The organism is Bradyrhizobium sp. CCBAU 21365 (genome assembly GCF_015291305.1).
Lineage (GTDB): Bacteria > Pseudomonadota > Alphaproteobacteria > Rhizobiales > Xanthobacteraceae > Bradyrhizobium > Bradyrhizobium elkanii.
This window is the reverse complement of record NZ_CP030036.1, coordinates 6,093,081-6,119,710: the sequence shown is the minus strand read 5'-3', so window position 1 is coordinate 6,119,710 and position 26,630 is coordinate 6,093,081. Positions and strand designations below refer to the sequence as shown.

At 65.1% G+C, this 26,630-nt stretch carries 24 protein-coding genes; 14 read left to right on the top strand and 10 right to left on the bottom strand.

The genetic code is table 11. From position 1 onward, the window contains the following. Nucleotides 1-79: 79 nt before the first annotated feature. Nucleotides 80-2,767: an alanine--tRNA ligase gene (gene alaS, locus XI02_RS28820; protein ID WP_026192991.1), complete on the top strand. Its 2,688-nt coding sequence runs from the start codon at nucleotides 80-82 to the stop codon at nucleotides 2,765-2,767. An 11-nt stretch (nucleotides 2,768-2,778) separates the two neighbouring features. Beyond that, on the top strand, nucleotides 2,779-4,029 hold the full coding sequence (locus tag XI02_RS28815; protein WP_018272438.1) for a cyclic nucleotide-gated ion channel: 1,251 nt from the start codon (nucleotides 2,779-2,781) through the stop codon (nucleotides 4,027-4,029). Between the two features lie 114 nt (nucleotides 4,030-4,143). On the opposite strand, the gene XI02_RS28810 is transcribed toward XI02_RS28815, so the two are convergent. The 3 genes from XI02_RS28810 to XI02_RS28800 form a co-directional block, all read right to left on the bottom strand. Continuing rightward, on the bottom strand, nucleotides 4,144-4,644 hold the full coding sequence (locus XI02_RS28810; protein WP_050994324.1) for a DUF3455 domain-containing protein: 501 nt from the start codon (nucleotides 4,642-4,644) through the stop codon (nucleotides 4,144-4,146). A gap of 36 nt (nucleotides 4,645-4,680) precedes the next feature. Beyond that, complete coding sequence (locus XI02_RS28805; RefSeq protein WP_016848511.1) at nucleotides 4,681-5,895, bottom strand: NADP-dependent isocitrate dehydrogenase; 1,215 nt, start codon at nucleotides 5,893-5,895, stop codon at nucleotides 4,681-4,683. 227 nt (nucleotides 5,896-6,122) lie between these two features. Then, on the bottom strand, nucleotides 6,123-7,850 hold the full coding sequence (locus XI02_RS28800; RefSeq protein ID WP_244981090.1) for a S9 family peptidase: 1,728 nt from the start codon (nucleotides 7,848-7,850) through the stop codon (nucleotides 6,123-6,125). 314 nt (nucleotides 7,851-8,164) lie between these two features. Between XI02_RS28800 and XI02_RS28795 the strand changes: the two genes are divergently transcribed. After that, nucleotides 8,165-9,364 (top strand): TrmJ/YjtD family RNA methyltransferase, encoded by a 1,200-nt coding sequence (locus XI02_RS28795; protein WP_018272436.1) that lies wholly within the window; start codon nucleotides 8,165-8,167, stop codon nucleotides 9,362-9,364. 366 nt (nucleotides 9,365-9,730) lie between these two features. Here the strand turns inward: XI02_RS28795 and XI02_RS28790 are convergent, their stop codons facing one another. From XI02_RS28790 to XI02_RS28780, 3 genes are all read right to left on the bottom strand, one after another. After that, nucleotides 9,731-10,576 (bottom strand): class I SAM-dependent methyltransferase, encoded by an 846-nt coding sequence (locus XI02_RS28790; protein ID WP_026192990.1) that lies wholly within the window; start codon nucleotides 10,574-10,576, stop codon nucleotides 9,731-9,733. Between the two features lie 164 nt (nucleotides 10,577-10,740). Continuing rightward, nucleotides 10,741-10,977 carry a hypothetical protein gene (locus XI02_RS28785; RefSeq protein WP_125459147.1) on the bottom strand — a complete coding sequence of 79 codons (237 nt, stop codon included), beginning with the start codon at nucleotides 10,975-10,977 and terminating at the stop codon, nucleotides 10,741-10,743. A gap of 169 nt (nucleotides 10,978-11,146) precedes the next feature. Further along, nucleotides 11,147-11,839 (bottom strand): glutathione S-transferase C-terminal domain-containing protein, encoded by a 693-nt coding sequence (locus XI02_RS28780; RefSeq protein ID WP_016845021.1) that lies wholly within the window; start codon nucleotides 11,837-11,839, stop codon nucleotides 11,147-11,149. A gap of 193 nt (nucleotides 11,840-12,032) precedes the next feature. Here XI02_RS28780 and XI02_RS28775 point away from each other — a divergent pair, with 193 nt between their 5' ends. Beyond that, nucleotides 12,033-12,479 (top strand): DUF4440 domain-containing protein, encoded by a 447-nt coding sequence (locus XI02_RS28775; protein WP_085964840.1) that lies wholly within the window; start codon nucleotides 12,033-12,035, stop codon nucleotides 12,477-12,479. Nucleotides 12,480-12,578: 99 nt separating this feature from the next. Here XI02_RS28775 and XI02_RS28770 read toward each other — a convergent pair whose 3' ends face one another. After that, complete coding sequence (locus tag XI02_RS28770; RefSeq protein WP_038380644.1) at nucleotides 12,579-13,817, bottom strand: ABC transporter substrate-binding protein; 1,239 nt, start codon at nucleotides 13,815-13,817, stop codon at nucleotides 12,579-12,581. A 280-nt stretch (nucleotides 13,818-14,097) separates the two neighbouring features. On the opposite strand from XI02_RS28770, the gene XI02_RS28765 reads away from it, so the two are divergent. Both XI02_RS28765 and XI02_RS28760 read left to right on the top strand, forming a co-directional pair. After that, complete coding sequence (locus XI02_RS28765; RefSeq protein ID WP_018272434.1) at nucleotides 14,098-14,826, top strand: SDR family oxidoreductase; 729 nt, start codon at nucleotides 14,098-14,100, stop codon at nucleotides 14,824-14,826. Between the two features lie 111 nt (nucleotides 14,827-14,937). Beyond that, nucleotides 14,938-15,429, top strand: coding sequence for a heme-binding protein (locus XI02_RS28760; RefSeq protein ID WP_018272433.1), 492 nt, complete (start codon nucleotides 14,938-14,940; stop codon nucleotides 15,427-15,429). Nucleotides 15,430-15,500: 71 nt separating this feature from the next. Here the strand turns inward: XI02_RS28760 and XI02_RS28755 are convergent, their stop codons facing one another. Next, entirely contained in the window at nucleotides 15,501-16,166 is a 666-nt protein-coding gene (locus XI02_RS28755) for a TetR/AcrR family transcriptional regulator (RefSeq protein ID WP_018272432.1), read from the bottom strand. A gap of 255 nt (nucleotides 16,167-16,421) precedes the next feature. Here XI02_RS28755 and XI02_RS28750 point away from each other — a divergent pair, with 255 nt between their 5' ends. The 7 genes from XI02_RS28750 to cynS all read left to right on the top strand — a co-directional run bounded on the left by XI02_RS28750 (nucleotide 16,422) and on the right by cynS (nucleotide 23,076). Beyond that, a complete protein-coding gene (locus XI02_RS28750; RefSeq protein ID WP_172647670.1) occupies nucleotides 16,422-16,964 on the top strand; it encodes an OsmC family protein in 543 nt (180 codons plus the stop codon). Between the two features lie 36 nt (nucleotides 16,965-17,000). Next, nucleotides 17,001-18,152 carry an acyl-CoA dehydrogenase family protein gene (locus tag XI02_RS28745; protein ID WP_172647671.1) on the top strand — a complete coding sequence of 384 codons (1,152 nt, stop codon included), beginning with the start codon at nucleotides 17,001-17,003 and terminating at the stop codon, nucleotides 18,150-18,152. 125 nt (nucleotides 18,153-18,277) lie between these two features. Then, nucleotides 18,278-19,156, top strand: a complete 879-nt coding sequence (locus XI02_RS28740; protein ID WP_172647672.1) for a sulfurtransferase — start codon at nucleotides 18,278-18,280, stop codon at nucleotides 19,154-19,156. Nucleotides 19,157-19,262: 106 nt separating this feature from the next. Beyond that, nucleotides 19,263-20,654: a CmpA/NrtA family ABC transporter substrate-binding protein gene (locus XI02_RS28735; protein WP_172647673.1), complete on the top strand. Its 1,392-nt coding sequence runs from the start codon at nucleotides 19,263-19,265 to the stop codon at nucleotides 20,652-20,654. Between the two features lie 160 nt (nucleotides 20,655-20,814). After that, nucleotides 20,815-21,654, top strand: coding sequence for a nitrate ABC transporter permease (gene ntrB, locus XI02_RS28730; RefSeq protein WP_018272428.1), 840 nt, complete (start codon nucleotides 20,815-20,817; stop codon nucleotides 21,652-21,654). Nucleotides 21,655-21,656: 2 nt separating this feature from the next. Further along, nucleotides 21,657-22,568 (top strand): ABC transporter ATP-binding protein, encoded by a 912-nt coding sequence (locus XI02_RS28725; RefSeq protein WP_172647674.1) that lies wholly within the window; start codon nucleotides 21,657-21,659, stop codon nucleotides 22,566-22,568. 19 nt (nucleotides 22,569-22,587) lie between these two features. Then, complete coding sequence (gene cynS, locus XI02_RS28720) at nucleotides 22,588-23,076, top strand: cyanase (RefSeq protein ID WP_050999587.1); 489 nt, start codon at nucleotides 22,588-22,590, stop codon at nucleotides 23,074-23,076. 52 nt (nucleotides 23,077-23,128) lie between these two features. Here the strand turns inward: cynS and purB are convergent, their stop codons facing one another. Continuing rightward, the gene (purB, locus tag XI02_RS28715; protein WP_081334781.1) at nucleotides 23,129-24,559 is read right to left on the bottom strand and encodes an adenylosuccinate lyase; all 1,431 of its coding nucleotides are present in this window, start codon (nucleotides 24,557-24,559) and stop codon (nucleotides 23,129-23,131) included. A 196-nt stretch (nucleotides 24,560-24,755) separates the two neighbouring features. After that, nucleotides 24,756-25,568, bottom strand: a complete 813-nt coding sequence (locus XI02_RS28710) for an oxaloacetate decarboxylase (RefSeq protein WP_172647675.1) — start codon at nucleotides 25,566-25,568, stop codon at nucleotides 24,756-24,758. Between the two features lie 112 nt (nucleotides 25,569-25,680). On the opposite strand from XI02_RS28710, the gene XI02_RS28705 reads away from it, so the two are divergent. Beyond that, nucleotides 25,681-26,625 carry a LysR family transcriptional regulator gene (locus tag XI02_RS28705; protein ID WP_069279641.1) on the top strand — a complete coding sequence of 315 codons (945 nt, stop codon included), beginning with the start codon at nucleotides 25,681-25,683 and terminating at the stop codon, nucleotides 26,623-26,625. The last annotated feature ends 5 nt before the right edge of the window (nucleotides 26,626-26,630 follow it).

Below are 26,630 nucleotides of genomic sequence, written 5' to 3'. Positions count from 1 at the left end.
CTGGCAATGTCTAAAAGCGTTCGGCCGGAAAATGACGCCTTTTTGCGGCTGGCCGGCCCCTTTTTCCGATTGGATGAACATGAGCAGCGTCAACGACATCAGGTCGACATTTCTGAACTTCTTCAAGGAGAACGGGCACGAGATCGTGGCCTCGTCGCCGCTGGTTCCGCGCAACGACCCGACCTTGATGTTCACCAATGCCGGCATGGTGCAGTTCAAGAACGTCTTCACCGGCGTCGAGAAGCGCTCCTATCAGCGCGCCACGACGTCGCAGAAGTGCGTGCGCGCCGGCGGCAAGCATAACGACCTCGACAATGTCGGCTACACCGCGCGCCATCTCACCTTCTTCGAGATGCTCGGCAACTTCTCGTTCGGCGATTACTTCAAGGAGCGCGCGATCGAGCTCGCCTGGAATCTAATCACCAAGGATTTCGGGCTGAAGAAGGACAAGCTGCTGGTCACCGTCTACCACACCGACGACGAGGCGGCCGGCTACTGGAAGAAGATCGCGGGCTTCTCGGACGACCGCATCATCCGCATCCCGACCTCGGACAATTTCTGGGCGATGGGCGACACCGGCCCGTGCGGTCCGTGCTCCGAGATCTTCATCGACCGTGGCGAGCACATCTGGGGCGGCCCTCCGGGCAGCCCGGAGGAGGATGGCGATCGCTTCCTCGAATTCTGGAACCTCGTGTTCATGCAGTACGAGCAGGTGACGAAGGAGGAGCGCGTGGCGCTGCCGCGTCCCTCGATCGACACCGGCATGGGGCTGGAGCGCATGGCCTGCATCCTGCAGGGCGTCGAGAGCGTGTTCGAGACCGATCTGTTCCGTAACCTGATCGATGCGGCGGCGTCGGCCCTCGGCCACGGGCCGAGCGAGCAGAACCTGGCCTCGTACCGCGTGATTGCGGATCATCTGCGCTCGTCGGCGTTCCTGATCACCGACGGCGTGCTGCCGTCGAACGAGGGCCGCGGCTACGTGCTGCGCCGGATCATGCGCCGTGCGATGCGCCATGCGCAGCTCTTGGGCGCGAGCGAGCCGCTGATGCATCGCCTGGTCTGGGCGCTGGTCCGCGAGATGGGCCAGGCCTATCCGGATCTGGTCCGCGCCGAGAAGCTGATCGAGGAGACGCTGCGGCTGGAGGAGACGCGCTTCCGCAAGACGCTGGCGCGCGGCCTGTCGATCCTCGACGAGAAGAGCGCCGGCCTCAAGAAGGGCGACATGTTCGACGGCGACACCGCGTTCACGCTGTACGACACCTACGGCTTCCCGCTCGATCTGACGCAGGACGCGCTGAAGTCGCGCGGCATCAGCGTCGACCAGGCGTCGTTCACCGACGCGATGGAGCGGCAGCGCGTGAAGGCGCGCGCCTCCTGGGCAGGTTCGGGCGAGGCGGCGAGCGAGGCGATCTGGTTCCCGCTGCGCGAGAAGCTCGGCGCGACCGAATTCCTCGGCTACGAGACCGAGAGCGCGGAAGGCGCGGTGACGGCGCTGATCAAGGACGGCGCCGAGGTCGAGAGCCTGAACGCCGGCGAGAGCGGCGCGATCGTGCTGAACCAGACCCCGTTCTACGGCGAGTCCGGCGGCCAGGTCGGCGATACCGGCGTGCTGACCGGCGAGGGCGTCAAGTTCCGCGTCTCCGACACGCAGAAGAAGGCCGGCGATCTGTTCGTGCATCTTGGCACGGTGGAGCAGGGCACGCTCGGCGTCGGCACCGCACTGCAGCTCGAGGTCGATCACAGCAGGCGCTCATCGATCCGCGCCAACCATTCGGCGACGCATCTGTTGCACGAGGCGCTGCGCCAGGTCCTCGGCGATCACATCGCCCAGCGCGGCTCGCTGGTCACGCCGGACCGGCTGCGCTTCGACTTCGTGCATCCGAAGCAGATCACACCGGAAGAACTAGCCCGGATCGAGGACATCGCCAACGATGTCGTGCTGGAGAATGACGAGGTCACGACCCGGGTCATGGGCGTCGACGATGCCCGTGAGGCCGGCGCCCGCGCGCTGTTCGGCGAGAAGTACGGCGATGAGGTTCGCGTCGTGTCGATGGGCAAGGGTGCCCGCGATCACGGCCAGAACGCGCTTGGCTGGTCGGTCGAGCTCTGCGGCGGCACCCATGTCCGCCGCACCGGCGACATCGGCATGATCTCGGTGACCAGCGAGGGCGCGGTCGCGTCCGGCGTGCGCCGCATCGAGGCGCTGACCGGACATCACGCGCGCAAGCATGCCAACGACACCATCGCGCTGGCCAAGACCGCGGCGCTGGAGCTGCGCACCACGATCGACGACGTGCCGGCGCGCATCGCCGCGCTGATGGAGGAGCGCAAGAAGCTCGAGCGCGATCTGTCTGACGCCCGCAAGAAGCTCGCGATGGGTGGCGGCGGTGCGTCCAACGGCGCCGCCTCAGCCGTTCGCGAGGTCGGCAACGTCAAGCTGCTGGCACGCGCGGTCGAGGGCGTCGAGACCAAGGATCTCAAGAGTCTCGTCGACGACGGCAAGAAGCAGATCGGCTCGGGCGTGGTCGCGATCGTCGGCGTCACCGAGGACGGCAAGGCCGGCATCGTGGTCGGCGTCACCGCCGATCTGACCGCGCGGTTCAACGCGGTCGAGCTCGTGCGCAAGGGCTCCGAAGTGCTCGGCGGCAAGGGCGGCGGCGGCCGCCCCGACATGGCGCAGGCCGGCGGCCCCGACGGGGCCAAGGCCAATGCCGCACTGTCGGCGATCGAGCAGGCCATGAGTCAACAGGCATCGGCCGGCGCCTGACGGAGAGGCTGATGGTGGCGACGGCTCCGCTCAAGCCCACGATCAACGATCCCAGGCTGCGCGACCGTCTCTACGATCTGCTCGAACGCCATGACCTGCCGCATTCGGGCGGCTCGCATTTTGTTCGGCTCGTCATCGCGGTCATCGCCGTCGACGTGCTTGCGGCGATCCTGGGGTCGGTGCCAGAGATCGACGCGCAGGTCGGCTGGCTGCTCAGGGCGATCGAAATCGCGGCGGTCATCGCATTCGCGCTGGAATATGCCGCGCGCCTCTGGAGCGTGGTCGGTCACTCGCTGCGCGACATGACGCCGGCGCGGGCGCGGCTGGAATACGCCTTCTCGACGCTCGGCGTGATCGACCTGCTGGCCTTCCTGCCGTCGGCCGTCGCGCTTGCGGTTGGTGACAAGACCGCGCTGGTGCTGTTCGGCATGCTGCCGTTCCTCAAGCTGGTGCGCTATTCGACCGCAATGCGCTCGCTGCTGGCGGCGCTGCATGCCGAGCGGCGCACGCTGTTCGGCTGCGTGGTGATCCTGACCGGCGCGGTGCTGCTGTTCGCCTCGTTGCTCTATGCCATCGAGCACAAGGTGCAGCCGGACAAGTTCGGCACCATGCCGCAGGCGATGTGGTGGGCGATCGTGACGCTCGGCACCGTCGGTTACGGCGACGTCGTCCCGATCACGCCGCTCGGCCGGACCGTCACGGTGGTCGCGATCGTGGTCGGCTTTGCGATGATCGCGCTGCCGGTCGCGATCATCTCGACCGCGTTCGCCGACGAGGTCCGGCGCCGCGACTTCGTCGTGACCTGGGGCATGCTGGCGCGGGTGCCGCTGTTCTCGCATCTCAACGCCGCCGATATTTCCGACATCATGCGCCTGCTGCGGTCGCAAACCATCGAGGCCGGCGAGGTCCTGGTGCGGCGCGGCGATGCGGCGTCATCGATGTATTTCATCACCGCGGGCGAGGTCGAGATCGACCTGCCGAGCCAGCTTGTGCGGCTTTCCGACGGCGCGTTCTTCGGCGAGATCGCGCTGCTGCGGCGGACCAGCCGCTCCGGCACGGTGACGGCGACGCGCAAGACCAAGCTCCTGGTGCTCGATGCGCAGGACTTCCATGCCCTGATCGCGCGCATGCCGGCGCTCGCCGCCCATGTCCGGGAGACCGCCGAGGCGCGGCTCGCCGACCCGATCGCGGCCGGCGGCGACCTGGCCGCCGCAGAGATCGCCCAGGCGCCGTGCGAGACAGACGGCGGCATCCGCGATTAAAGCGGGATCAGTTTTGGTTGAATCGGCTTGGCGCGGCCTCGGTTCACCTCTCCCAAGGGAGAGGTGACCTTTCGACGCCGTTCCAACTCAACCTAATCTCATCAGGCTTTAGGCTCAGTCTCTCCGCAGGAACACGTAATCCGCCGAGTAGGCCGCGCCCTTCAGCGCGCCTGGTTTGTCGCAGGCGCCGCTGAGCTCGCCGCCCGAGGTGTTGATCCGCTGCACGGTTGCGACGCCGGAGAGCAGGCCGTTGCCGCGGTGGGCGATCACATCGAGCTTCAGCCAGGGAATATCGGCGGCGGTGGTGCCGGGCGCGCTGCCGGCGGTGCGGGCGGTCACGGCGCTGCCGTCGACATGCTCCCAGTTCGGACCCGCATAATGCCGGCCGACCGTGCGGTCCTCGGCAATCAGGGTGGCGACCGGTTCGCGGAACGACCAGGCGAGCTTGCCGTCGGTGACCGGCTTGCACTCATAGACCTGCACGCCCTCGGCATGGACCGACAGGACCGGGGACTCGCCGGGCGCCGCGACGGCGTCGGGCAGGGGACCGGCAGCAAATGCCGCCGACCCGGTGAGCGAGAACGATGCGAGCACGACGGCTCTGACAAGGGCCATGGTCATGCTCGCACCTGTCTTCCCAGGATGACGGCCTCAGGCCGCGATCGCCTTCACGAGGTTGTCGGACACCTTGTCGAGGAATCCGGTGGTCGAGAGCCAGCGCTGGTCGGCGCCGACCAGCAGCGCCAGGTCCTTGGTCATGTAGCCCTCTTCGACGGTGGCGACGCAGACCTTCTCCAGGGTGGTGGCGAACTTCGCCAGCGCCTCGTTGTTGTCGAGCTTGGCGCGATGGGCGAGGCCACGGGTCCAGGCGAAGATCGACGCGATCGAGTTGGTCGAGGTCTCCTTGCCCTTCTGGTGCTCGCGGTAGTGGCGGGTCACGGTGCCGTGGGCGGCCTCGGCTTCCACGGTCTTGCCGTCCGGGGTGAGCAGCACCGAGGTCATCAGGCCGAGCGAGCCGTAGCCCTGGGCCACGGTGTCGGACTGCACGTCGCCGTCATAGTTCTTGCAGGCCCAGACATAGCCGCCGGACCATTTCAGCGCCGAGGCCACCATGTCGTCGATCAGGCGGTGCTCGTAGGTCAGGCCCTTGGCGTCGAATTCCTTCTTGAACTCGCGGTCGAAGACGTCCTGGAAGATGTCCTTGAAGCGGCCGTCATAGACCTTCAGAATCGTGTTCTTGGTCGACAGATAGACCGGGTAGTTGCGCATCAGGCCGTAGTTGAACGAGGCGCGGGCGAAATCGGTGATGGAGTCGTCGAGATTGTACATCTCCATCGCGACGCCGGCGCCGGGCGCCTTGAACACTTCCTTCTCGATCACGGTGCCGTCCTCGCCGACGAACTTCAGCGACAGCGTGCCCTTGCCGGGGAACTTGATGTCGGTGGCGCGGTACTGGTCGCCATAGGCATGGCGGCCGATGATGATCGGCTTGGTCCAGCCGGGAACCAGGCGCGGCACGTTCTTGCAGATGATCGGCTCGCGGAAGATGCAGCCGCCGAGGATGTTGCGGATGGTGCCGTTCGGCGACTTCCACATCTGCTTCAGGCCGAACTCCTTCACCCGGGCCTCGTCGGGGGTAATGGTGGCGCATTTGACGCCGACGCCGACCTTCTTGATGGCTTCGGCGGCGTCGATGGTCACCTGGTCGTTGGTCTCATCGCGGTATTCCATGCCCAGATCGAAATAGAGCAGTTCGACATCCAGGAACGGGTTGATCAGCTTGTCCTTGATGTACTGCCAGATGATCCGGGTCATCTCGTCGCCATCGAGCTCGACGACGGGGTTGGATACCTTGATTTTTGCCATGACGGGGAGGCCCTCTTGGGAACGGCGCGCTTTTGACGGCGGGGGTGGAAAATACGCCTGCGCTATAGCACCGCCCGCCGACGGGCGAAAGCGCACCGGTTATGCACTTTCAGCCCATCTTTTCACCGAGAACCGCCATTCTGGACGGACCAGAATGGAGCCTCCCGGCCTGGTTTTTTGACGGGTTTTCTTCATGCGAACCGGTGCCCGCTTCGCTTGAAAACCCTCTAAAATGCGACCTGCGTCGCGGTGCCGGCCACGATGTACCAGGTCACGAACAGGCCCGCGATCAGGGCCCCCGGCAGGCTCGATCCGGTCCGCCGCCAGGTGAAGGTCGCGATCACGGCGACGATCGCGAGCAGCGGCACGAACTGGATCGCGACGATGGTCGAGAGCGGCACGAAACCGGGGTCCGGGACCGGGTTGAACAGCTTCCCCGTCAGCCACAGCGTGCCGTATTGCAGCACCAGCAACACGATGAAACCGAACGTCAGCGCCAGGATGTTGGTCAGGTACAGCGCCCCGCGCGGCGCATCCATGGTCGAGAAATTCCGGTGCAGCACGTGCAGCGCCACGACGAAAAACGCCGTGAACGGAATCAGATAGATCAGGAAGATGAGGAATTGCTTCGCGCTCATCAACTTGAGTGCGACGATCCAGAAGCGGAAGTCGATCTTGAAGGCGAGATCGGCGAGCCACAGCGCGGCGTAGCCGACCGCGACCGAAGCCAGCGCGATCACGACGGATTGACCGACGAGGCCGGTCCGGCTGGTGCGCTTCGGGGCGAACCGCATCAGGGCGAGCGTGATCAGGCCGTTGATGATGGCCCAGACCAGGATCTGGTTGGTGATGCCCTGCGGCAGGAACGCGCTCGGGGTGACGAAAGTGCCGCCCAGCGCAAAGGCCGGGTAATAGGTCAGCGCCGGGATGAAGGCGGACAGGATGAACGCCGTGGTCCAGCGCCGGCCGCTCGCGGCCTGATGTGGCGGCATGGTGCCGTCGGCAACCGCCGGCAGCCGCAGGCGGGAGAACATCCTGGCCTCCAGCAAACCGTCGAACGTCCCGATGACCAGGGCGATGAAACCGACGAGGGCGATGAGCGTGCCGATTTCCTTGCGGAACCAGATCTGGTCGTCGACCGGCCGCGGCGTGCCGCCCTTCAATGTCTTGGCGAACCAGTCGAGGCTGTAGCCGATCGCCTCATGCGAGATGTGCTCGGCCGGATGGGTCAACGCCGGGGTGTACAGCACCCGCGCGGTGCCGTCGGCCGGATCGCCATAGACCTTGCCCGGCTCGACCGCGCCTTGCGTGCCGAACAGCGCCCAGAGCTTTGGGCTCTTGGTGACGTCGCGGGCGAGCTGGACGCTCCACATCAGGTCGGGGAATTCCTCGTACTGCGCGAACACCAGCGCGGTGTTGCGCGGCCAGCTCACGGTGCCCTCGGCAGCGAATGGCTTGCCGGTGGACGAGCCCTCGAGCACCATCGACTTGTAGTCGTTGGGCATTGCTGCCGCGGCGGCGAGCACGGTCCAGCCGCCCATCGAATGGCCCTCGAGCCCGATATTCTCCTTGTCGACGAATTGGAGGCTGCGCAGATAGGCAAGGCCGTCAGGTCCGCCAAAACCGTTGGCGAAGGAGGGCGGGTCGCTATAGCCGTGGCCGGTCTGGTCGAGCGCGAGCACCACGTAGCCGCGGCGGGCGAACTCGATGGCGAAGCCGTCCTGGGTCTCGCGCGAATTGATATAGCCGTGGACGGCGAGGATGCCGGGCGCCGGAATCTGCGGCGTGGCATTCGGTGGGATGTAGAGCAGGGCGCTCATGGTATTGCCCTTGGCGCCCTTGAAGCGCACATCCTCGATCCGGATGCCGCCGGCGGTCTGCGTGAAGTGGGCGAGCAGGCCCCCCGCCACGATCAAGATCAGGCCCAAAATCGCCAGCGTCCATCTGCCCCGCATCGTCGTCCCCCCAAGGTGCCTCGCCGTTCAACCGGCGTCTCAAGCGTGCCTTTACAGCTTCGCTTTGGTTGTGGTTGATAGCCTATCCGAAGGCCAAGTGCGCGCAAGCGGCAGCCTTCGCTTCGTGCGATTGGGACTCCGATTGAGGATTCGCAAACGCCGCTAACCCTGTTATCTCCTTGGAGAAAATGGTCCCGCGCAAAACCGGTGCAAAGCTGGTCGATGCGGTCTTGGGCCCCTGCATGAGATTTTGAATCAGCCTCCTCGGAAGCTGATTCAAAATCTTCAGACGTTGAATCAGAAAGTGAAGTGAGATGTCCGGCACCGACAAGACCAAGGCAGGGCACGACCTTGCCGGTCCCGTCGTCATCCTGGTCGAGCCGCAGCTTGGCGAGAACATCGGCATGGCCGCGCGCGCGATGGGCAACTTCGCGCTGTCGAGGATGCGCATCGTGAACCCGCGCGACGGCTGGCCGAACATTGCCGCCCAGCGCGCCGCCGCCGGCGCCGACCACATCATCGGTTCCGTCGAGCTGTTCGACACCGTCGAGCAGGCGATCGCCGATCTCACGCTGGTGTTTGCAACCACCGCCCGGGCCCACGACCAGGCCAAGCCGGTGGTCGGGCCGGAAGGCGCGGCGAGTGCGATCGTCGGTCATGTCGCATCCGGCGGCGGCGCCGGCATTCTGTTCGGGCGCGAGCGCGCCGGCCTGACCAATGAAGAGGTCGCGCTCGCCAACCGCATCATCACCTTCCCGGTGAATCCGGGCTTCGCCTCGCTCAATCTGGCGCAGGCGGTGCTGTTGATGGGCTACGAGTGGTTCAAGCTCTCGACCGCCGGCGCGCTGCCGTTCGCGATGCCCGAGCGGTCCGAGCCGGCCTCCCAGCACCAGATGCAGGCGTTCTTCGACAACCTCGTCGCCGAGCTCGACAAGGTCGAGTTCCTGCGGCCGGCGGAGAAGCGCGACACCATGCTGGTGAACCTGCGCAACATCTTCACCCGGATGGATCCGACCAAGCAGGACATGCACACGCTGCATGGGGTGGTGATGGCGATCGCCGAGGGCCGCAAGGGCCCCGCCAAGGGCGGGGTGCTCGACGGCGCCCAGGCGACGCGCTTGCGGGCGCTGCTCGCCGAGCAGGGGCAGGGTGGCGCGACCGCCGATAGCAGCAGCACCGTGCGCGGGCTCGCCCGGCTGCTCCGCCGCAACCCGACCGACGCCGAACGGATCCTGTGGCAGGCGCTGACGCGGGACCGCCGCTTCGCCGGCCAGTTCAAGCGCCAGACCCCGGTCGGCCGCCACATCCCCGACTTCGTCTCCTTCGTGCACCGGCTCGCGATCGAACTGGTCAACCCGAACGAGAGCGAGGCGATCGGGGCCGACCGCGCCAAGCGCAGAGCCTGGCTCGAGGCGCGCGACTACCGGGTGGTCGACATGCAGGTGGCCGAAGTCGAGCGCAATCTCGACGGCGAACTCGCGCGGCTGGAGGCGGGGCTGCAGCAGGCGCGGTGAAGATCGCCGCCGCTCTCTCCCCGTCCTACGCGTGGATTTGAGCGCGTAGCCCCCTCCACGCGTCGTCCCTGCGAAAGCAGGGACCCATACGCCGCGGCTTGTGTTGTTGAAGTGACTCGTTGTTCCACCGTCGCAAGACAATCAGCGTTTGGGGTAATGGATCCCTGCTTTCGCAGGGACGACGCATGTGTTGCGCGGCCGGTGAGTCACACATCCGCATTCTCGCGACGCGCTTCGCCCGAGCTTTGCTCGTCGTTTCGCCGCTCTGATTACAGAGGGCGAAGGGAAAGCCGAGTGCCGACCACAGGCGCGGTGTGGCGCGGATGGCGTGATATCTGCCTTCACAATCCAGTAGGCGGCATCTCGCTAGGCTGACGCCGACACGAGCCACAGACCCACATGCAGGTCGCGCCCATCGGCTCCGATGCTTGCGGCGAGCGCGTTGCGTACCGCTTCCATGGCGCGGCGACGTTGATCGTCCGTGGCATTCTCGAGCAGTGCAGGCAGCGGGCCGGCCTGGGTGATGAAGGCCATGCTTTGCGCGATGTCGCCGCCATGGATCGGCACGTCGGTGGCCTTGAGCGTAATCTCGTGAAACCCCGCCTCGGTCAGGATACCGCGAACGCGCTCCTCGCGCGCGAACGAAAACATCCCGGGCGCCAATGGATCGAGCGGCGGCTGAGGCGGCACGTGCGGTCGTGCCGCCTCGATCGGCACGCGAAACCACGGCGACTCCGGCATGGTGCGAAAACAGACGAACACCAGCCGCCCGCCGGCTTTCATTCCGCTGCGGATGTTGGTGAAGGCCTTGATCGGGTCATCGAAGAACATCAGGCCAAAACGCGAATACACCAGATCCGCCCAGCGAGGTTCGAAGCCGTAGATCGTCGCGTCGGCCAGCGCACAAGTCACGTTGCCAAATCCCGTCTCGGCGACACGATGCCTGGCCAGATCCAGCATCGGGGCCGAGATATCGACACCCAACACGGCACCTGACGGACCAACAATCCTGGCGAACGCCAACAGTGTGTCACCGGTGCCGCATCCGATATCGATTACACGCTCACCCCGCTTTGCCGCCGCAGCACCCAAGCTGACGCTGGTGACCGACGTGAAGACATCGCTGATCACCGCTTGCTGCGAAACCCATGAGTGCCCCATGGTGCTGTTCCAAAACTCTGCTCCCCGGGGGTTTGCGGTAGGCGTCTGCATTTGATCAATCTCCTGGTGCTGAAAATCCAACCGAGTGTCGGCTGAAAACAAACTGCAAAAAATTCCAAATGGAATGCGAACTGCAGCCGACGCGCTTCCCATGTCGGCTTCAGGCCCTCAGGACGTCCTTGCACGATCCGCATCTGATCGATGCTGGACGGCGCTCAGGTGGTGGAGTCATTGCCGCCGCCCTTCGGCTTGGATATCGGGGGGATGCAGCTGCCGAAACGTGGATCGAGCGGATCGTAGCGCGACTTCATTCTCGCAACGACGTAGAGCGCCGCCAGTGCGAAGGAGCCGAGCAACAGCAGGCCCCATGCAGGTGGCGGACCTGCAATCAAAAGCACTGCTGCCCCAACGAGGGCTGACGCGAAAATGCCCGAAGACAATTTTGCAGCCATGACCGGCTCCGCAGCTAGCGCAGGGACGGGATACTACCCCTGAAATCGTTCTGTTTGTGAGAGGCCGACTGCGACACGCCGGCGCAGATATCTCCACCTGCGCGGTGATTCAGGGCCAGGACTTCGGGACGGATACCGTGCAGCTGAATGGAGGTTGAGTTGGCCCGGCTCACTTGCTCACTGCCGCGTGGATGGCGCGGCAGTGTTGTACCAGAGCCTCGTGCGAGACCACGAATTGCTTCAACGGCGTGTTGATGTCGTAGAAGTAGATGTTGGCCACGAAGCCATAGATGCCGGCATCGACGGTCGTCGGTTTGTCACCATGCACATAGCCTTGGCTCGGGATCAGGCTCGCCAGTGCGGCGAGATCGGCGAGCCCGCGGGCCATCGCGGCGTCGGGCTCGAAGCGGCCGATGCCCTGATAGTAATAGCGCCGGGCGTTGAACTCCTTGGCCTTCATCAAGCCGTCATCGGTGAGGCCCGGATGCTCGCGCATGAGCGCATCGCGGAACAGGGGCCGGTAGCGCTCGTCCTGCCAGCGCGAATAGGACATTACCCAGTAGAGATCGTCGAGCGTCCGCGTGACGAGGAGATTGGTCGTGCGCTGCGCCGGCGTCAGCGCGGCATCAAGCGCCACGCCATATTTTCCGGTGACATAGGCGAGGATGGTCTCGCTGTCGCCGACAGTGTCACGGCCGTCGACGATATAGGGCAATTGCTGGCGCGGCGCCTTCGACGCATCGAAGATGTGCTCGTGCAGGAACGGCACGCCGGCGAGCTTCAGAAAGGCGAATACCTTCAGGCCATAGCCATTGTTGTCGGCGACGCCGAACAGCGGCGGATAGGAATAGAGCGTGAGCATGGCGGCTCGTCACGTTCGAGTGTGACCACAGGCTATCTCAGAATTGGTCAGCTGGAAACGCCAGGTAGTTAAGCCCGCGTGTTGCGTCGCAGCGCCTGAAACGATTGCCTACAATCCGTAGTTGATGTCTTATTGCAGTCCTCGTCCCGGGTCGGGCGATTTTTAATACAGATATTTTCAGGGAGGAATTGCGATGCTGCGGACGTGCTTCTCATGCCTATTCCTGATGGTCTTTTCGTTGTCGGCAATGGCTGCGGACGGTGATTCCAAGCAAAAGGTCGAAGGGATTGCTTCCGAATATGCGGCGAGCTTCAACAAGCAGGACGGCGCGGGAATTGCCGCGCTGTTCGCGACCGGTGGCATCCACGTGAATCCCGCGGGGCCGCGCTCCGACATTGCGGAGTTTTATCAAGGTGCCTTCAAGGCCGGGTTCGACCACGAGGAAATCACGGTGGACCAGGCATGGCCGATCGGCTCGGACATGGCGCTCGCCATCGGCGGGTATCGCATCTCGGGCAAAAACCAAAGCGGCGCGCCTATCGAGACAGGGGGCATCTGGACGGCAACTTACGTGACCGAGGGAGGCAAGCTTAAAATTCGCCTGCTGTCGGCGATGCCCAAACCGCCGCCTCCGAAGTAGGAGGGGCATCCCCTTGTTCGATCCCGCCGCGCGCTTCGGCGCGCGGTTTCGACGACGTCTATGGGCGCATTTCGCGCCAGCGGTGCACGCTTCGGACGATCAAGCCTTTGAGATGCCGCCGTCGATCACCGGCCCCAGGATCTCGTAGCGTTCGCCGCTGAAGCGCACCAGTTGCAACTGCTCGAGCGGATAGTAGTCGGTCGGCGAGGTGTTGACCTTGATGCCTGACAGCAGGAGGTCGGATTCGAAATCCCTCAGGTTCGCCGCCTGTTTGATGATGCTTTCGGACGAGACATCGTCGCCGCACTGCTTGAGCACCTGAACCATGACCTGGCTGACGACATAGGCGATCGCGGCGTAGATGTCGTTCTTGGCCGCCGCCGGATCGTATTTGTCGAGAAACGCCCGCCACTTCACCACCGCGGGATCGCTGTCCCAAGCGGCGTCGACGGGGTCCTTCATGTAGGCGCTCGAGATGATGCCCTTGGAAATGTCGAAGCCCGCGGCCTTCAGCGTCGAGCCAGCGGAGGAGGCGTTGTTGCCGATATAATGCGTCGGCTGCCAGTTCAGCTCGGCGACCTTCTTGATGCCCTGGGCCGCGAATTTCGGCGTCGTCATGCTCATGAACACGTTGGCGCCGGCGGATTTGCATCGCACCACCTGGCTGTCGATGGTCGGATCCGACGTCTCATAGGACAACTCCGCCACGATCGACGATGTCCTGCCGCCAAGTCCGTCCTTGAACCCCTTCAAGACGTCGCGGCCGAAATCGTCGTTCTGATAGATGATGCCGATCTTGGCATCCGGCTGGGTCGCGAGAACGTGCTGCGCGAAGGTCCGCCCCTCGATCTGATAGCAGGGCATGAAGCCCATCGTGTACGGGAAGTTCTTGTGGTCGCCGAACTTGGTGGCGCCGGAAGCGATGAACAGATGCGGGATCTTCTTCTGGTTCATGTATTTCATGATCGCCGCATTGGTCGGCGCACCGAGCGGCGAGAACAGAACGTCGATCTCGTCGCCTTCGACGAGCTTGCGCGCCTGCTCGACGGTCTTGGCCGGGCTGTAGGCGTCGTCATAGGTGATGTATTTGATCATGCGGCCGTTGATGCCGCCTTGCTCGTTGATCATCTTGAAATAGCCGCCGGGCGTGCGGCCGATCGACGAATAGACTGCAGCCGGTCCCGAATAGGCGTCGATATTGCCGATGACGATCTCGGTCTTGCCCTCCGTCTTACCCTTGGCGATGGCGGGCTTGCCGAGCAGCAGCGTGGCTGACGTGGCGGCAGCGCCCTTGATGAGATGACGGCGGGTTGGCTGGGGTGAACGGGGCCTTGTCATTGTATTCCTCCGCTTCTTCTTGTTGGCCGTTTGGCATTATTGGCCGTCTTGGCAGCCTCTGACGGGCATGTCGGCGTGAAGCATTTCATAGTGCCCAAGCCGGATCAAAACCAGTCTATGAAAGGAGCGCGGTGGAACTTGTGCGCAGTCGCTATCAGCAGAAATATTCGGCAGCCGCCGCGCGGCGTGACGGAATGTTTTTCCACCCTCGGTTACCGAAACGCCGCCCCGAATTGCTATACTGCGGCAGATATCATGGCGATTTCGGCAGGGTGGACCGATGGCGAAAGCACTGGAAGGTAAGGTGGCGGCCGTGACCGGCGCGGCGTCGGGCATTGGACTGGCGAGCAGCGAGGCGATGCTGGCCGCGGGCGCGCGCGTGGTGATGGTCGACCGCGACGCCGCCGCGCTGCAGGCGCTCGGGCGCAAGCACGGCGATGCGGCAATCCCGCTGCTGATCGACCTGCTCGATCCCGGCGATTGCGCGACGCTGCTGCCGAAGGTGCTCGAGAAGGCCGGCCAGCTCGACATCCTGCACGCCAATGCCGGGACCTATGTCGGCGGCGACCTCGTCGATGCCGACACCGCTGCGATCGACCGGATGCTGAACCTCAACGTCAACGTCGTGATGAAGAACGTGCACGATGTGCTGCCGCACATGATCGCGCGCGGCACCGGCGACATCATCGTCACGAGCTCGCTCGCCGCGCATTTCCCGACGCCGTGGGAGCCGGTCTATGCGTCGTCGAAATGGGCGGTCAACTGCTTCGTCCAGACGGTGCGGCGCCAGGTGTTCAAGCACGGCATCCGCGTCGGCTCGATCTCGCCCGGACCCGTCATCAGCGCGCTGCTGGCGGACTGGCCGCCCGAGAAGCTTGAGGAGGCCAAGGCGGCCGGAAGCCTGCTGGAGGCCAGCGACGTCGCCGAGGTCGTGATGTTCATGCTGACCCGGCCGCGCGGCATGACGATCCGCGACGTCGTGATGCTGCCGACCAATTTCGATCTGTAGGATTTGCGTGCCGCCCGGGCCGAGGCCAAATTTTGTCCGGCGCGGCGGGATTATTCCGCGCCGCCCAGTGTTCGAGAGGGCACACAACAACAATTCTCAGGGAGGCTTTTCATGCGTCGTTTCAGTCTGGCTTTGTTCTCGTCCGTCACCGTCCTTACCGCCACGCCTGCACTGGCGCAGGCGCCGCTGGTCGAGAAGAACGTCTCGATGGCAATGTCGCTGGCGATCATGCAGGCGGCGCTCGATCAGTGCACCAAGGACGGCTACAAGGTCTCGGTCGTGATCGTCGACAAGGGCGGCAATGTCGCGGCGTCGGTGCGTGGCGACGGCACCGGTCCGCACACGATGGAATTCGCGCGGATGAAGGCCTACACCGCGCGCACCCGTAGCCAGACCTCGCTTGCCACCATGAAGCAGATGGAAGATCCGGCCAACGCCTTCCTGAAGCAGATCCCGAACGTGGTCGGCGTCGGCGGCGGCGTGCCGATCAAGGCCGGCAACGAGGTGATCGGCGGCGTCGGTGTCTCGGGCGCACCGGGCGGCGAGAAGGATGAGGTCTGCGCCAATGCCGGCCTTGCGAAGGTGGCGGACGCGCTGAAGTAGCGCGGACACCGCGCCTTCAGCCGAAACATGGGACGAGGGTAGGGGCGCCGCCGGTTGCGGCGTCCTCGGCATTACACGGCGAGAAGCTGTTGCTCCGCGGCGCTGCCCGCGCGCTTGGGCTTCTTCACCTTCGCCGGCGCGAACAGATTATCGGCGGCGAGGCCCGCGGTGTCGGCAACGGTCGGATCGCACGACACCATGGCCGCGACGATGGCGCCGTCGATCAGCAGCGCGAGCTGGTGCGCGAGCACGGCCGGCTCGGCCGCGCCCATTTCGCCGGCTAGCTTCTCGATATGCGCAAGCACCACCTTCTTGTGCTTCAGCGCGATGTTGCGGAACTGCTTGGCGTCCTTGTCGTGCTCGGCGACCGCGTTGATGAAGGGGCAACCATAGAAGCGCTCCTCGGCGAACCAGGTCTTCAGGGCAGGGAAGATCCGCGACAGCTTGGTCTGCGGATCGCCGCCGCCGGCCTCGATCGCGCCGATGAACCATTCGCGCCACTGCCGGCCTTCGCTCTCCAGCACCGCATGCACGAGGTTGGTCTTCGAGCCGAACAGCTTGTAGAGCGTCGTCTTCGCGGTTCCGGCCTCGTCGATGATCGCGTCGATGCCGGTGGCGTTGATGCCGTTTTTGCAGAACAGATGGGTTGCGGCGTTGAGCAGGCGCCCGCGCGCCGATTCATCGTCGCCGGCGGTGAACGCCGCGGCAGTTTTTTTCTTCGCAAGCGATTTGGCCATGCGCGGCAGTAAATCGGAGCGCGGCAGAATCATCAAGTCGCATCTTCATGCCCGCATCGATGCGCTGAAAATCATCGCGGTCGCGCGGCATTTGCTTGGCGATTGAGCAGGCCGGCACTGATCAATCCGCAGGCAGCTTCGCTTAAGCACCTGCGGGATTTCGCCTTTTGATTTGCGGCGGGACTGGCACGCTTCGTGCAGGAAACAGACCGTTCGGTATCCTGACCAATTCCATCGCTCCCAGGGAGAAAACTGATGACCGCTGTCGCCCAGAAAACCGCACTGACCGGCTGCCTCGCGCCGATCGACAGAGGCGGGCTCGAGCAGCTGATTGCCAATGGCAAGGCCAACCCGAAGGTGATCAAGACGCTGAAGTGCAAGACGGTGGCCGAGGGCAAGTTCCGCCACGCCAACTACATCCGCAACCTCGCCCCCTACATCGTCGACGAGCCGCCGGGCCTGCTCGGCGACGACACCGCGCCGAATCCCTCCGAGGCCTCGCTCGCCGCGCTCGGCTCCTGCCTCGCTGTCGGCCTGCACGCCAACGCCGTGCATCGCGGCTGGACCGTCAACAAGCTCGAGCTCGAGCTCGAGGGCGATCTCAACATCACCGCGGTGTGGGGCACCGGCGACGTCAGCGAGAAGCCGGTCGGCTTCACCGACGTCCGCGTCAAGGTCGACATGGAGTGCGAGGGAGTCTCGCAGGCCGAGATCGACGCGCTGGTGGCGCATGTGAAGAAGTGGTCGCCGGTCGCCAACACCTTCACCCGTCCCGTCAATCTCGAGGTCAGCGCGTAAACGCCCGACCGGCAATTCAAGGTGCGGAGATCATCCATGGGTTCACTGGCTTTGTCGCGGGTCGCAGCTCAAGATCCCGCACCGACCATTGCGGACGAGGTTGCCCGCCTTGCCCGTCAGGAGCTGGCGCCGATCGCAGCCGCGGTCGATGCCGGCTCGGTCTATCCCGGCGAATTCCTGCACCGGCTCGGCAAGGTCGGCGCCTGGAGCAGCCATGTGCCGCAGGAAGGTCCTGCCGACCTGCGCTGGGCCATCCAGTCGATGGCCGCGCTCGGCGAGGTCTGCGGTGCCACCGCCTTCATGGCGTGGTGCCAGAACACGCTGGTCTGGTACGTCGCCAATTCCACCAACATGAAGCTCGCCGCGCGCTTCGGTGACTGCTTCGCGCGCGGGCGCGTGCTCGGCGGCACCGGGCTCTCCAACCCGATGAAGAGCTTCTTCGGCATCGAGCGGCTGAAGCTGAAGGGCCGCAAGGTCGAGGGCGGCTACATCGTCCGCGGCGCGCTGCCCTGGGTGTCGAACCTCGGGCCCGGCCATTACTTCGGCACGATTTTCGAGCGCGAGGACGAGGGCACCAAGGGCGAGCCGGGCGGCATCGCAAGCGGCGAGCCGGGCAGCACGGTGATGTTTCTCGCCGACTGCTCCGATCCCGCGATCACGCTGACGCCCTCCAAGCCGTTCCTGGCGATGGACGGCACCGGTACCTATGGCGTCCAGTTTCGCGACGTGTTCGTGCCGGACGAACTGATCCTGGCCGAGCCGGCTGCGCCGTTCGTCAAGAAAATCCGCGCCGGCTTCATCCTGTTGCAGGCCGGCATGGGTCTTGGGCTGATGAAGGATTGCATCAACATCATGGACGAGGTCCATGCGCCGCTCGGACACGTCAACCGCTATCTGCCGCAACAGCCGCTGCAATTCCGCGAGCTCTATGCCGAGTTCGAGAAGGAGGCGATGGCGCTGGCAAGCGATCCCTACAATGCCGATGACAGCTACTGGCGCCGCGTCGTCGCACTGCGGCTGCGGATCGGCGATGCCAGCGTCGCATTCGCACATGCCGCGATGCTCCATTGCGGCGCGCGCGGCTATCTGATGAGCCACCGCGCCCAGCGCAGGCTGCGCGAGGCCTATTTCGTCGCCATCGTCACGCCCGCCACCAAGCAGCTGCGCAAGATGCTGGCGGATGGCTGAGGCATGATCCGGAAAAGTGGAAACCGGTTTTCCCTCGCGACAAACGCGGAACGCGTTTGCGCGGAGATCATGCTCAAACGGGTTCCGAACCACCACAACTGCAACCACAGACAGGAGAGGCTGCCATGACGGACGTTCTGATCACCGCCGGCGAACTTGCCGAGCTCGTCAAGAAAGACCCGTGTGTCATCATCGACACGCGGAATCCGGATTCCTATGCGGCCGGCCATTTGCCCGGCGCCGTCAATGTGCACGACATCTTCACGTTCCTTGCGACCTCGACGCCGGAAGGCATCCACGAGCTGAAGACCAAGTTCGCGGATGCGTTCGGTGCCGCCGGTCTTTCCGGCAAGGAGACCGCCGTGATCTACGAGCAGTCGATGAATTCCGGCTTCGGCCAATCCTGCCGCGGCTACTTTCTTCTGACGATGCTGGGCTATCCCATGGTGAAGGTGCTGCATGGCGGCTTCGATGCCTGGAAGGCGGCCGACCTGCCGGTGACCACCGACGTTGCGGCGCCGGCGAAGGCCTCCTTTGCGATCGTGCCGGAGGCCGGCGACATCATGATCGACGCCAAGGCGATGCTGGCGGCGGTCGGCAAGCCCGGCGTTGCGATCCTCGACGTGCGCGACGTCGACGAGTGGATCGGCGAAAGCTCCTCGCCCTACGGCAAGGATTTCTGCCCGCGCAAGGGCCGCATCCCCGGTGCGGTGTGGCTGGAATGGTACCGCATGATGAAGCCGACCGCGGAGGGCCCGCGCTTCAAGTCGAAGGACGAGATCCTGGCGGAGTGCGCCACCGTCGGCATCTCGCAGACCACGCCGGTCTATCTCTACTGCTTCAAGGGGGCACGCGCCTCGAACACCTTCCTGGCGCTGAAGAACGCCGGCGTGAAGGACGTGCGGATGTACTTCGGCTCCTGGAACGAGTGGTCGCGCGACCCGTCGCTGCCGATCGACGAGGGCTTGCCGACCGCGCCCGTCGTCACCGGCAAGGCGGCATAGAACCTGCATGTTTGTCGGCGTTCGGCGGCGCAAAACGCGGCCGGACGCCGATCAATGAACCGGATCGCGGAGCTGTCTGCGTTTCGGTGCGACAATGGGGCGCAGCATGTCCACCTCAGATGATCCCTTCGACGCCGACCGCGTGCTCACGCGATCGGGTTGCGCCTGCGGCGGGCATCGCTCAGCCGCCGAGCATGAGCAGGCCGCGCGCACGCTGCGCTGCGAGCCGGTCGCCGATCTCAGCGAACAGAAGCGCTACGAAGGCATCGTCGCGTCGGCGGTGATGCGGGCGGTGTTTCCGCAGGATGTCGCGCGCCGCGCTTTCCTGAAATCGGTTGGCGCCGCGACGGCGCTCGCCGCGCTGTCGCAGTTCTTCCCGCTGAAGACGGCGACGGAGGCGTTCGCCGACGCCGGACCGCCGGAGAAGAAGGACCTCAAGGTCGGCTTCATCCCGATCACCTGCGCGACCCCGATCATCATGGCGGCGCCGCTCGGCTTCTATGCCAAGCAGGGCCTCAATGTCGAGGTGGTGAAGACCGCCGGCTGGGCGGTCATTCGCGACAAGACCATCAACAAGGAATACGACGCCGCCCACATGCTGGCGCCGATGCCGCTCGCGATCTCGCTCGGCCTTGGCGCCAACGCCATACCGTTCACGGTCCCTGCGATCGAGAACATCAACGGGCAGGGCATCACGCTGGCGACGAAGCACAAGGACAGGCGCGATCCGAAGGACTGGAAGGGCATGAAGTTCGCCATTCCGTTCGACTACTCCATGCACAATTATCTGCTGCGCTATTACCTCGCCGAGCACGGGCTCGATCCGGATACCGACGTGCAGCTCCGCTCGGTGCCGCCGCCGGAGATGGTCGCCAATCTGCGTGCCGACAACATCGACGGCTTCCTCGCGCCCGACAATATCTGCCAGCGCGCGATCTATGACGGCGTCGGCTTCCTGCACATCCTCTCCAAGGAGATCTGGGACGGCCATCCCTGCTGCAGCTTTGCCGCCAGCCGCGAGTTCATCACGACGGCGCCGAATTCGTTCGCGGCGCTGACCCGCGCGATCGTGGATGCCACCGGTTATGCGGCGAAGGCCGAGAACCGCAAGCAGATCGCGGAAGCGATTGCGCCGGCCAATTACATCAACGCGCCGGTGACGGTGCTGGAGCAGGTGCTGACCGGCACCTACGCCGACGGGCTCGGTGGCGTGAAAACCGATCCGAAGCGCGTCGATTTCGATCCGTTCCCCTGGCAGTCCTTTGCGGTGTGGATGCTGACGCAGATGAAGCGCTGGGGCCAGATCAAGGGCGACGTCGACTACAAGGTGGTCGCCGAGCAGGTCTATCTCGCCACCGATACCAAGAAGGTGATGGCCGAGATGGGGCTCGCGCCACCCGCCACCTCGTACAAGTCATTCTCGGTGATGGGCAAGAGCTTCGATCCGGCCAAGCCCGACGATTATCTCGCGAGCTTCAAGATCAGGAAATCGTCGTGAGGGGGCGCGCCGGCCTTTCCACGTCGTCCCGGCGAAGGCCGGGACCCATAACCACAACAGCCAGTGATTGGGCACGGCGTCTCCCCGCGTGCCTCAAGCTGGGGCCGCGGCGTATGGGTCCCGGCTTTCGCCGGGACGACGTGGTGATGGAGCTCGCCACATGACGCTGTCCCTCCGTCTCCGTGCCGCCATCGTCTCGATCGCGCTGCTTGCCGCCTTCCTCGGCGCCTGGCACCTCGCCACCCGCAGCAGCGGCACGACGGCGGCCATGAGCCCCGAATACGCCAGGCTGATGGGGCTGACCGCGACGCAGGGCAAGTCCGCGATGCCCGGGCCGCTCGATGTCGGCGCCAAGCTGTGGGAGCATCTGAAGCGGCCGTTCTACGACAATGGCCCGAACGACAAGGGGCTCGGCATCCAGCTCGCCTATTCGATCGGGCGCGTCGGGCTCGGCTATCTGATCGCGGTCGTCGTCGCGATTCCGCTCGGCTTCATGATCGGCATGTCGCCCCTGATCAGCAGGGCGCTCGATCCCTTCATCCAGGTGCTGAAGCCGATCTCGCCGCTGGCCTGGATGCCGCTCGCGCTCTACACGATCAAGGATTCCTCGATCTCCGCGATCTTCGTCATCTTCATCTGCTCGGTGTGGCCGATGCTGCTCAACACCGCGTTCGGGGTCGCCGGCGTGCGCAAGGAGTGGATCAACGTCGCTCGCACGCTCGAGGTCGGCACCATCAGGCGCGCCTTCACCGTGATCCTGCCGGCGGCGGCGCCGACGATCCTGACGGGCATGCGGATCTCGATCGGGATCGCCTGGCTCGTGATCGTCGCCGCCGAGATGCTCGTCGGTGGCACCGGCATCGGCTACTTCGTCTGGAATGAGTGGAATAACCTGTCGATCACCAATGTGATCATCGCGATCCTCTTGATCGGCCTCGTCGGCATGTTGCTCGACCAGGTGCTGGCGCGGTTCACCCGCATGGTGACGTTTCCGGAGTAGCGATGACCGACAAGTTCATCTCGATCGAGGGCATCGCGCGGCGCTATCCCGGCGCCGGCGGCGGCACCACCACGGTGTTCGAGAATTTCTGGCTGTCGATGGCGCGCGGCGAGTTCGGCTGCGTGATCGGCCATTCCGGCTGCGGCAAGACCACGGTGCTGAACATCCTCGCCGGCCTCGACGAGCCGAGCGAAGGGACTGTCATCGTCGACGGCCAGGGGATCGAGGGCACCAGCCTCGACCGCGCCGTGATCTTTCAAAGCCATGCGCTGCTGCCGTGGCGCACGGTGCTCGGCAACGTCGCCTATGCCGTCAGCTCGAAATGGCGCAAATGGGATCGCGCGCGGGTGAAGGCGCACGCGCAGAAGTTCATCGATCTCGTCGGGCTCACCGGCTCCGAGCACAAGCATCCGTCCGAGCTCTCCGGCGGCATGAAACAGCGCGTCGGCATCGCGCGGGCGCTGTCGATCACCCCGAAGATCATGCTGATGGACGAGCCGTTCTCGGCGCTGGACGCGCTGACCCGCGGCACGCTGCAGGACGAGGTGCGGCGGATCTGCCTGGAGACCGGGCAGACCACCTTCATGATCACCCATGACGTCGATGAGGCGATCTTCCTCGCCGACAAGATCTTCCTGATGACCAACGGTCCCGGCGCGGTGCTGGCCGAGATCGTCGAGAACCCGCTGCCGAAGGAGCGCGGCCGCATCGACCTCCACCGCCATCCCTATTACTATGCGCTGCGCAACCATATCGTCGATTTCCTGGTCAGCCGCAGCAAGGGCTTTGCCGCCGAGGTGACCGGTCACGATCCACGCCACGTGCTGACGGTGCGGCCCGGCGTCGGCGAGCCCGTGATCGTCTCGCCGCCGCGCGTCGTCGAACCCAATCCCGCGCAGAGCGCTGCGCGCTGAAGCCTGAGGAGGAAACCTGATGAAACGCGAAGACCTCACCGAGAAGCTGCTCGACATCAAGCGCGAGAAGGGCTGGAGCTGGAAATACATCTGCGAGAAGATCGGCGGCTATTCCGAGGTGCTGATCACGGGCGCGATCCTCGGCCAGATGAAACTGACGAAGCCGCAGGCCGCCAATGCCGGCGAATTGTTCGGGCTGTCGAAGGCCGAGATCGCGATGCTCAACGAGGTGCCGATGCGCGGCACCGGCACGCCGATGCCGCCGACCGATCCCTTGATCTACCGCTTCTACGAGATGGTGATGGTCAACGGCCCGGCCTGGAAGGCCCTGATCGAAGAGGAATTCGGCGACGGCATCATGTCGGCGATCGACTTCGACATGGCGCTGGAGCGCGTCGCCAATCCGAAGGGCGACCGGGTCAAGATCACCATGAGCGGCAAATTCCTGCCATACAAATATTACGGCGCCAGCGGCAACGTGCCGGAATACGGCTTCAAGGAGGAGTGAGGCGGGGGGCGAATGGCTTGTTGTCCACTTGCTATTCGCACCTCACCATTCGCTACAGGATCGTTCCCGGCGTGTAGCGCGCCGCCTCAGGCTTGGCCTTGGCCAGCGCCTCGACCTGCTCGGCGAAGTGATCGACCTGGGCGGCGGCGTCGCCGGAGTTGGCGCGACCCTGGTCGAGCACAAGCTGCAGTTCGGCTGCGCTCAAGCCGAGACGCTTGTCGGCGGCGAGGCGTTGCAGCAGATCGTTCTGCACGATCTTGCCGGTGCGCAGGTCGCCGATGGCTGCGACGGCATGCTCCTTGATCGCCTCGTGGGCGCCTTCACGGCCCGCGCCCTTCTTGACCGCTTCCATCATCACCGTGGTGGTCAGCAGGAAGGGCAGATAGCGGTTGAGCTCGGTCTCGACGACGGCTTCGAACACCTCCATCTGGTCAAGCACCGTGAGCAGGGTTTCGAGCAGGCCATCCATGGCGAGGAAGGCATCGGGCAGCATGACGCGGCGGACGACCGAGCAGGAGACGTCGCCTTCGTTCCACTGATCGCCGGCAAGGCCTGCGGCCATCGCCAGATAGCCCTTCAGGATCACATGCAGGCCGTTGATGCGCTCGCAGGAGCGGCTGTTCATCTTGTGCGGCATCGCCGAGGAGCCGACCTGGCCCTTGGCGAAACCTTCGCTGGCGAGTTCGTGGCCTGCCATCAAGCGGATGGTCTTGGCGAAATTGCCGGGTCCGCTGGCGAGCTCGGTGAGCACGCTGACCGCACGGAAGTCGAGGCTGCGCGGATAGACCTGGCCGACGGCATCGAGCACCTTCGGCAGGCCGAGGTGAACGAGGACGCGTTGCTCGAGCGCGCGCGCCTTGCCGGCATCGCCGTTGAACAGGGTGATCTGGTCGAGACGGGTGCCCACCGCGCCCTTCAGGCCGCGCGCGGGATAGGTTTGCAGCACGTTGACCAGGCTCTGATGCGCCAGCAGCATCTCCTCGCCGGACATGGCGATGCGCTTGCCGAGCGTCGTGACCTGCGCGGCGACGTTGTGGGTGCGCGCGGTGAACGGGATGTCGCGCAATTGCTTCGCGCGCCTGGCAAAGCGGATGAGGGCGGCGACGCTCTTGGTCTCGATGAGCTGCAGCGCGCGGTAGACCTGCAATTGCTCGACGTTCTCGGTGAGGTCGCGGCTGGTCATGCCCTTGTGCAGGTGCTCGTGACCGGCAAGCTCGCAGAACTCCTCGATGCGGGCCTTGACGTCGTGGCGGGTGACGCGCTCCCGCTTCATGATGGAGGCCAGGTTGATCTGGTCCTTGACGCGCTCGTAGCTTTCGATCACGCCATCCGGCACCGCGATGCCGAGATCGCGCTGGGCCTTCAGCACGGCGATCCAGTAGTCGCGTTCGAGGCGGACCTTGCCTTCGCCACTCCAGATGGCGCGCATGGCGGGCGAGGCGTAACGTTCGGCGAGGACGTTGGAAATGTGATCTTGGGACATCCCGCTCTCTTGGCATTGCCTGAGGCTGGCTGCAAGCCGCGACCTGCGATGAATCGTCAGGTCTGGTAACGCCTCGGCCGGGCTTGCGGTGCCGGCGCCAGCATACCAGATTCCAGAAGGCGCCGCCTCGGGCAATCCGGGGCGGCGCCGGCATGCGCCGCGCTAGCCGGCGGCACACCTCGCGATGAGGGGGCGATCAGTTGAACGCGGCGCGGACCTCCTTCACCGGCGCCATGTCGCGGACGAAGCTGAACGCGCCGTCGGCCTTCATCTCGCGGGCACAGCGCAGGAACGCAGCCAGCGCGTGGCGCTGCATCGCGCCGCCGACGCTGATGCGCTTGACCCCGGCGGCCGACAGCTGCTCGACCGTCAGGGTCGGATCGGCAAAGCCCATCACCAGGTTGAACGGCTTCTTGACCGACGACACCACGGCCTTGATGGTGGCGAGATCGTAGAGGCCCGGCGAATACACCACGTCGGCGCCGGCGGCCTCGAACGCCTGCAGCCGCTTGATGGTGTCGTCGAGATCCTTGCGGCCGTGCAGGAAGTTCTCCGCCCGCGCCGTCAGCGTGAACGGGAAGGGCAGCGCCCGCGCGGCCTCGACCGCGGCCTGCACCCGCTCGACGGCGAGCGTGAAATCGTAGATCGGGCGCTGCGGGTCGCCGGTCGAATCCTCGATCGAGCCGCCGACCGCGCCGGCTTCGGCGGCGAACCGGATCGCCTCGGCCGCGAGCTTCGGCATGTCGGCGCCGCAATTCTCCAGATCGGCGTTGACGGGCAGGTCGGTGGCCTCGGCGATCACCCGGCAATTCTCGATGATCTCGTCGAGGCTGACGGTCGAACGGCCGAGCGTGTTGGCGAGCCCGAGGCTGGTGGTCGCCAGCGCCTCGAAGCCCATGGATGCGAGCAGCTTCGCCGTCCCGGCGTCCCACGGATTTGGAATGATGAAGGCGCCGGGCCGCTGATGCAGCTCGCGAAACCGTGCTGCCTTGTCCGCCTGGGTGCGCATGTGAACTCCTGCTGTTGTCAAAAGCGACTGGCAGCAGCGATAGGGCGGTTTCGCCCATCAGACAAATTTGTTATTTCTCTCGATATCATCAGCTTTTTGCATAAGGTTCGGCATGGACAGCGACGCGCTCAACACGTTCCTGGTGGTGCATCGGCGCGGCGGGATCTCGCATGCCGCCAAGGCGCTGCATCGCTCGCAGCCGGCGATTTCCCGGCGCATCGCGCTGCTCGAGCAGGAGCTCGGGGTGCCCCTGTTCGAGCGGATCGCGGGCAAGACGCGGCTGAGCGATGCCGGGCGGGTGATGGTGCCCTATGCCGAACGGGCGGTGGCGGCGGCGCAGGATGCCGAGAACGCCGTGCGCGCGCTGCTGCGCGACAATTCCGGCCCGGTGGCGCTGGCGGTGACCGGCACGCTCGCCGGCGAGCGGCTCTCGAACGTGTTGAAGCGCTTTGCCCGCCGGCATCCGGACGTTGCGCTGACGCTGCGCACCGCGACCAGCGCCGAGGTCAGCGACCTGATCCGGCGCGGCGAGGCGACGATCGGGTTGCGTTACGACTGCGATCGCTCGCGCGACCTCGATTGCGAGGTGCTGTTTGCCGAGCCGCTCGGGGTGGTCTGCGCGCCGGACCATCCGCTGGCGGGACGCCGGGTCGGCAAGCTTGCCGATCTCAGGGATGAGCGGTGGATCGCATTTCCCGAGGTGCCGGGACGCCGCGAAATCACCGCCTCGCACGTCTTCGCCCTGTTCCTGACGCACGGGCTCGGCGAGGTCGGCTGGACGCCGGTCGACAGCCTGACGGCGCAGAAGCGTCTGGTCGAGGCCGGGCTCGGGATCGCGCTGCTGTCACAAAGCAATGCGGCGGAGGAATTGGCTAGCTCCAGGATCGCGATGATCCGCGTCGGCGATCTCGCTGCAAGTCACGAGGTCGTCGCCGTGACGCGGCATGGCGGCTTCCTCAGCGCCGCCTCACGCCGTCTGCTCGACGTCCTCCGTGCCGACTTCACCAAGACGAGGGGCACAAACACGTCGCGCCGGAACGGCGTCCGGCGCGCGTAAAAGCC

Coding starts and splice junctions, on each gene's coding strand:
- XI02_RS28810 (WP_050994324.1), bottom strand. CDS start 4,644: ATGGCCCTTGTCAGAGCCGTCGTGCTCGCATCGTTCTCGCTCACCGGG.
- XI02_RS28790 (WP_026192990.1), bottom strand. CDS start 10,576: ATGCAGACGCCTACCGCAAACCCCCGGGGAGCAGAGTTTTGGAACAGC.
- XI02_RS28760 (WP_018272433.1), top strand. CDS start 14,938: ATGCGTCGTTTCAGTCTGGCTTTGTTCTCGTCCGTCACCGTCCTTACC.
- ntrB (WP_018272428.1), top strand. CDS start 20,815: ATGACGCTGTCCCTCCGTCTCCGTGCCGCCATCGTCTCGATCGCGCTG.
- cynS (WP_050999587.1), top strand. CDS start 22,588: ATGAAACGCGAAGACCTCACCGAGAAGCTGCTCGACATCAAGCGCGAG.
- XI02_RS28745 (WP_172647671.1), top strand. CDS start 17,001: ATGGGTTCACTGGCTTTGTCGCGGGTCGCAGCTCAAGATCCCGCACCG.
- XI02_RS28725 (WP_172647674.1), top strand. CDS start 21,657: ATGACCGACAAGTTCATCTCGATCGAGGGCATCGCGCGGCGCTATCCC.
- XI02_RS28755 (WP_018272432.1), bottom strand. CDS start 16,166: ATGGCCAAATCGCTTGCGAAGAAAAAAACTGCCGCGGCGTTCACCGCC.
- XI02_RS28750 (WP_172647670.1), top strand. CDS start 16,422: ATGACCGCTGTCGCCCAGAAAACCGCACTGACCGGCTGCCTCGCGCCG.
- XI02_RS28710 (WP_172647675.1), bottom strand. CDS start 25,568: ATGCGCACCCAGGCGGACAAGGCAGCACGGTTTCGCGAGCTGCATCAG.
- purB (WP_081334781.1), bottom strand. CDS start 24,559: ATGTCCCAAGATCACATTTCCAACGTCCTCGCCGAACGTTACGCCTCG.
- XI02_RS28800 (WP_244981090.1), bottom strand. CDS start 7,850: ATGCGGGGCAGATGGACGCTGGCGATTTTGGGCCTGATCTTGATCGTG.
- XI02_RS28740 (WP_172647672.1), top strand. CDS start 18,278: ATGACGGACGTTCTGATCACCGCCGGCGAACTTGCCGAGCTCGTCAAG.
- XI02_RS28780 (WP_016845021.1), bottom strand. CDS start 11,839: ATGCTCACGCTCTATTCCTATCCGCCGCTGTTCGGCGTCGCCGACAAC.
- XI02_RS28795 (WP_018272436.1), top strand. CDS start 8,165: ATGTCCGGCACCGACAAGACCAAGGCAGGGCACGACCTTGCCGGTCCC.
- XI02_RS28775 (WP_085964840.1), top strand. CDS start 12,033: ATGCTGCGGACGTGCTTCTCATGCCTATTCCTGATGGTCTTTTCGTTG.
- XI02_RS28770 (WP_038380644.1), bottom strand. CDS start 13,817: ATGACAAGGCCCCGTTCACCCCAGCCAACCCGCCGTCATCTCATCAAG.
- XI02_RS28735 (WP_172647673.1), top strand. CDS start 19,263: ATGTCCACCTCAGATGATCCCTTCGACGCCGACCGCGTGCTCACGCGA.
- XI02_RS28705 (WP_069279641.1), top strand. CDS start 25,681: ATGGACAGCGACGCGCTCAACACGTTCCTGGTGGTGCATCGGCGCGGC.
- XI02_RS28805 (WP_016848511.1), bottom strand. CDS start 5,895: ATGGCAAAAATCAAGGTATCCAACCCCGTCGTCGAGCTCGATGGCGAC.
- XI02_RS28765 (WP_018272434.1), top strand. CDS start 14,098: ATGGCGAAAGCACTGGAAGGTAAGGTGGCGGCCGTGACCGGCGCGGCG.
- XI02_RS28785 (WP_125459147.1), bottom strand. CDS start 10,977: ATGGCTGCAAAATTGTCTTCGGGCATTTTCGCGTCAGCCCTCGTTGGG.
- XI02_RS28815 (WP_018272438.1), top strand. CDS start 2,779: ATGGTGGCGACGGCTCCGCTCAAGCCCACGATCAACGATCCCAGGCTG.
- alaS (WP_026192991.1), top strand. CDS start 80: ATGAGCAGCGTCAACGACATCAGGTCGACATTTCTGAACTTCTTCAAG.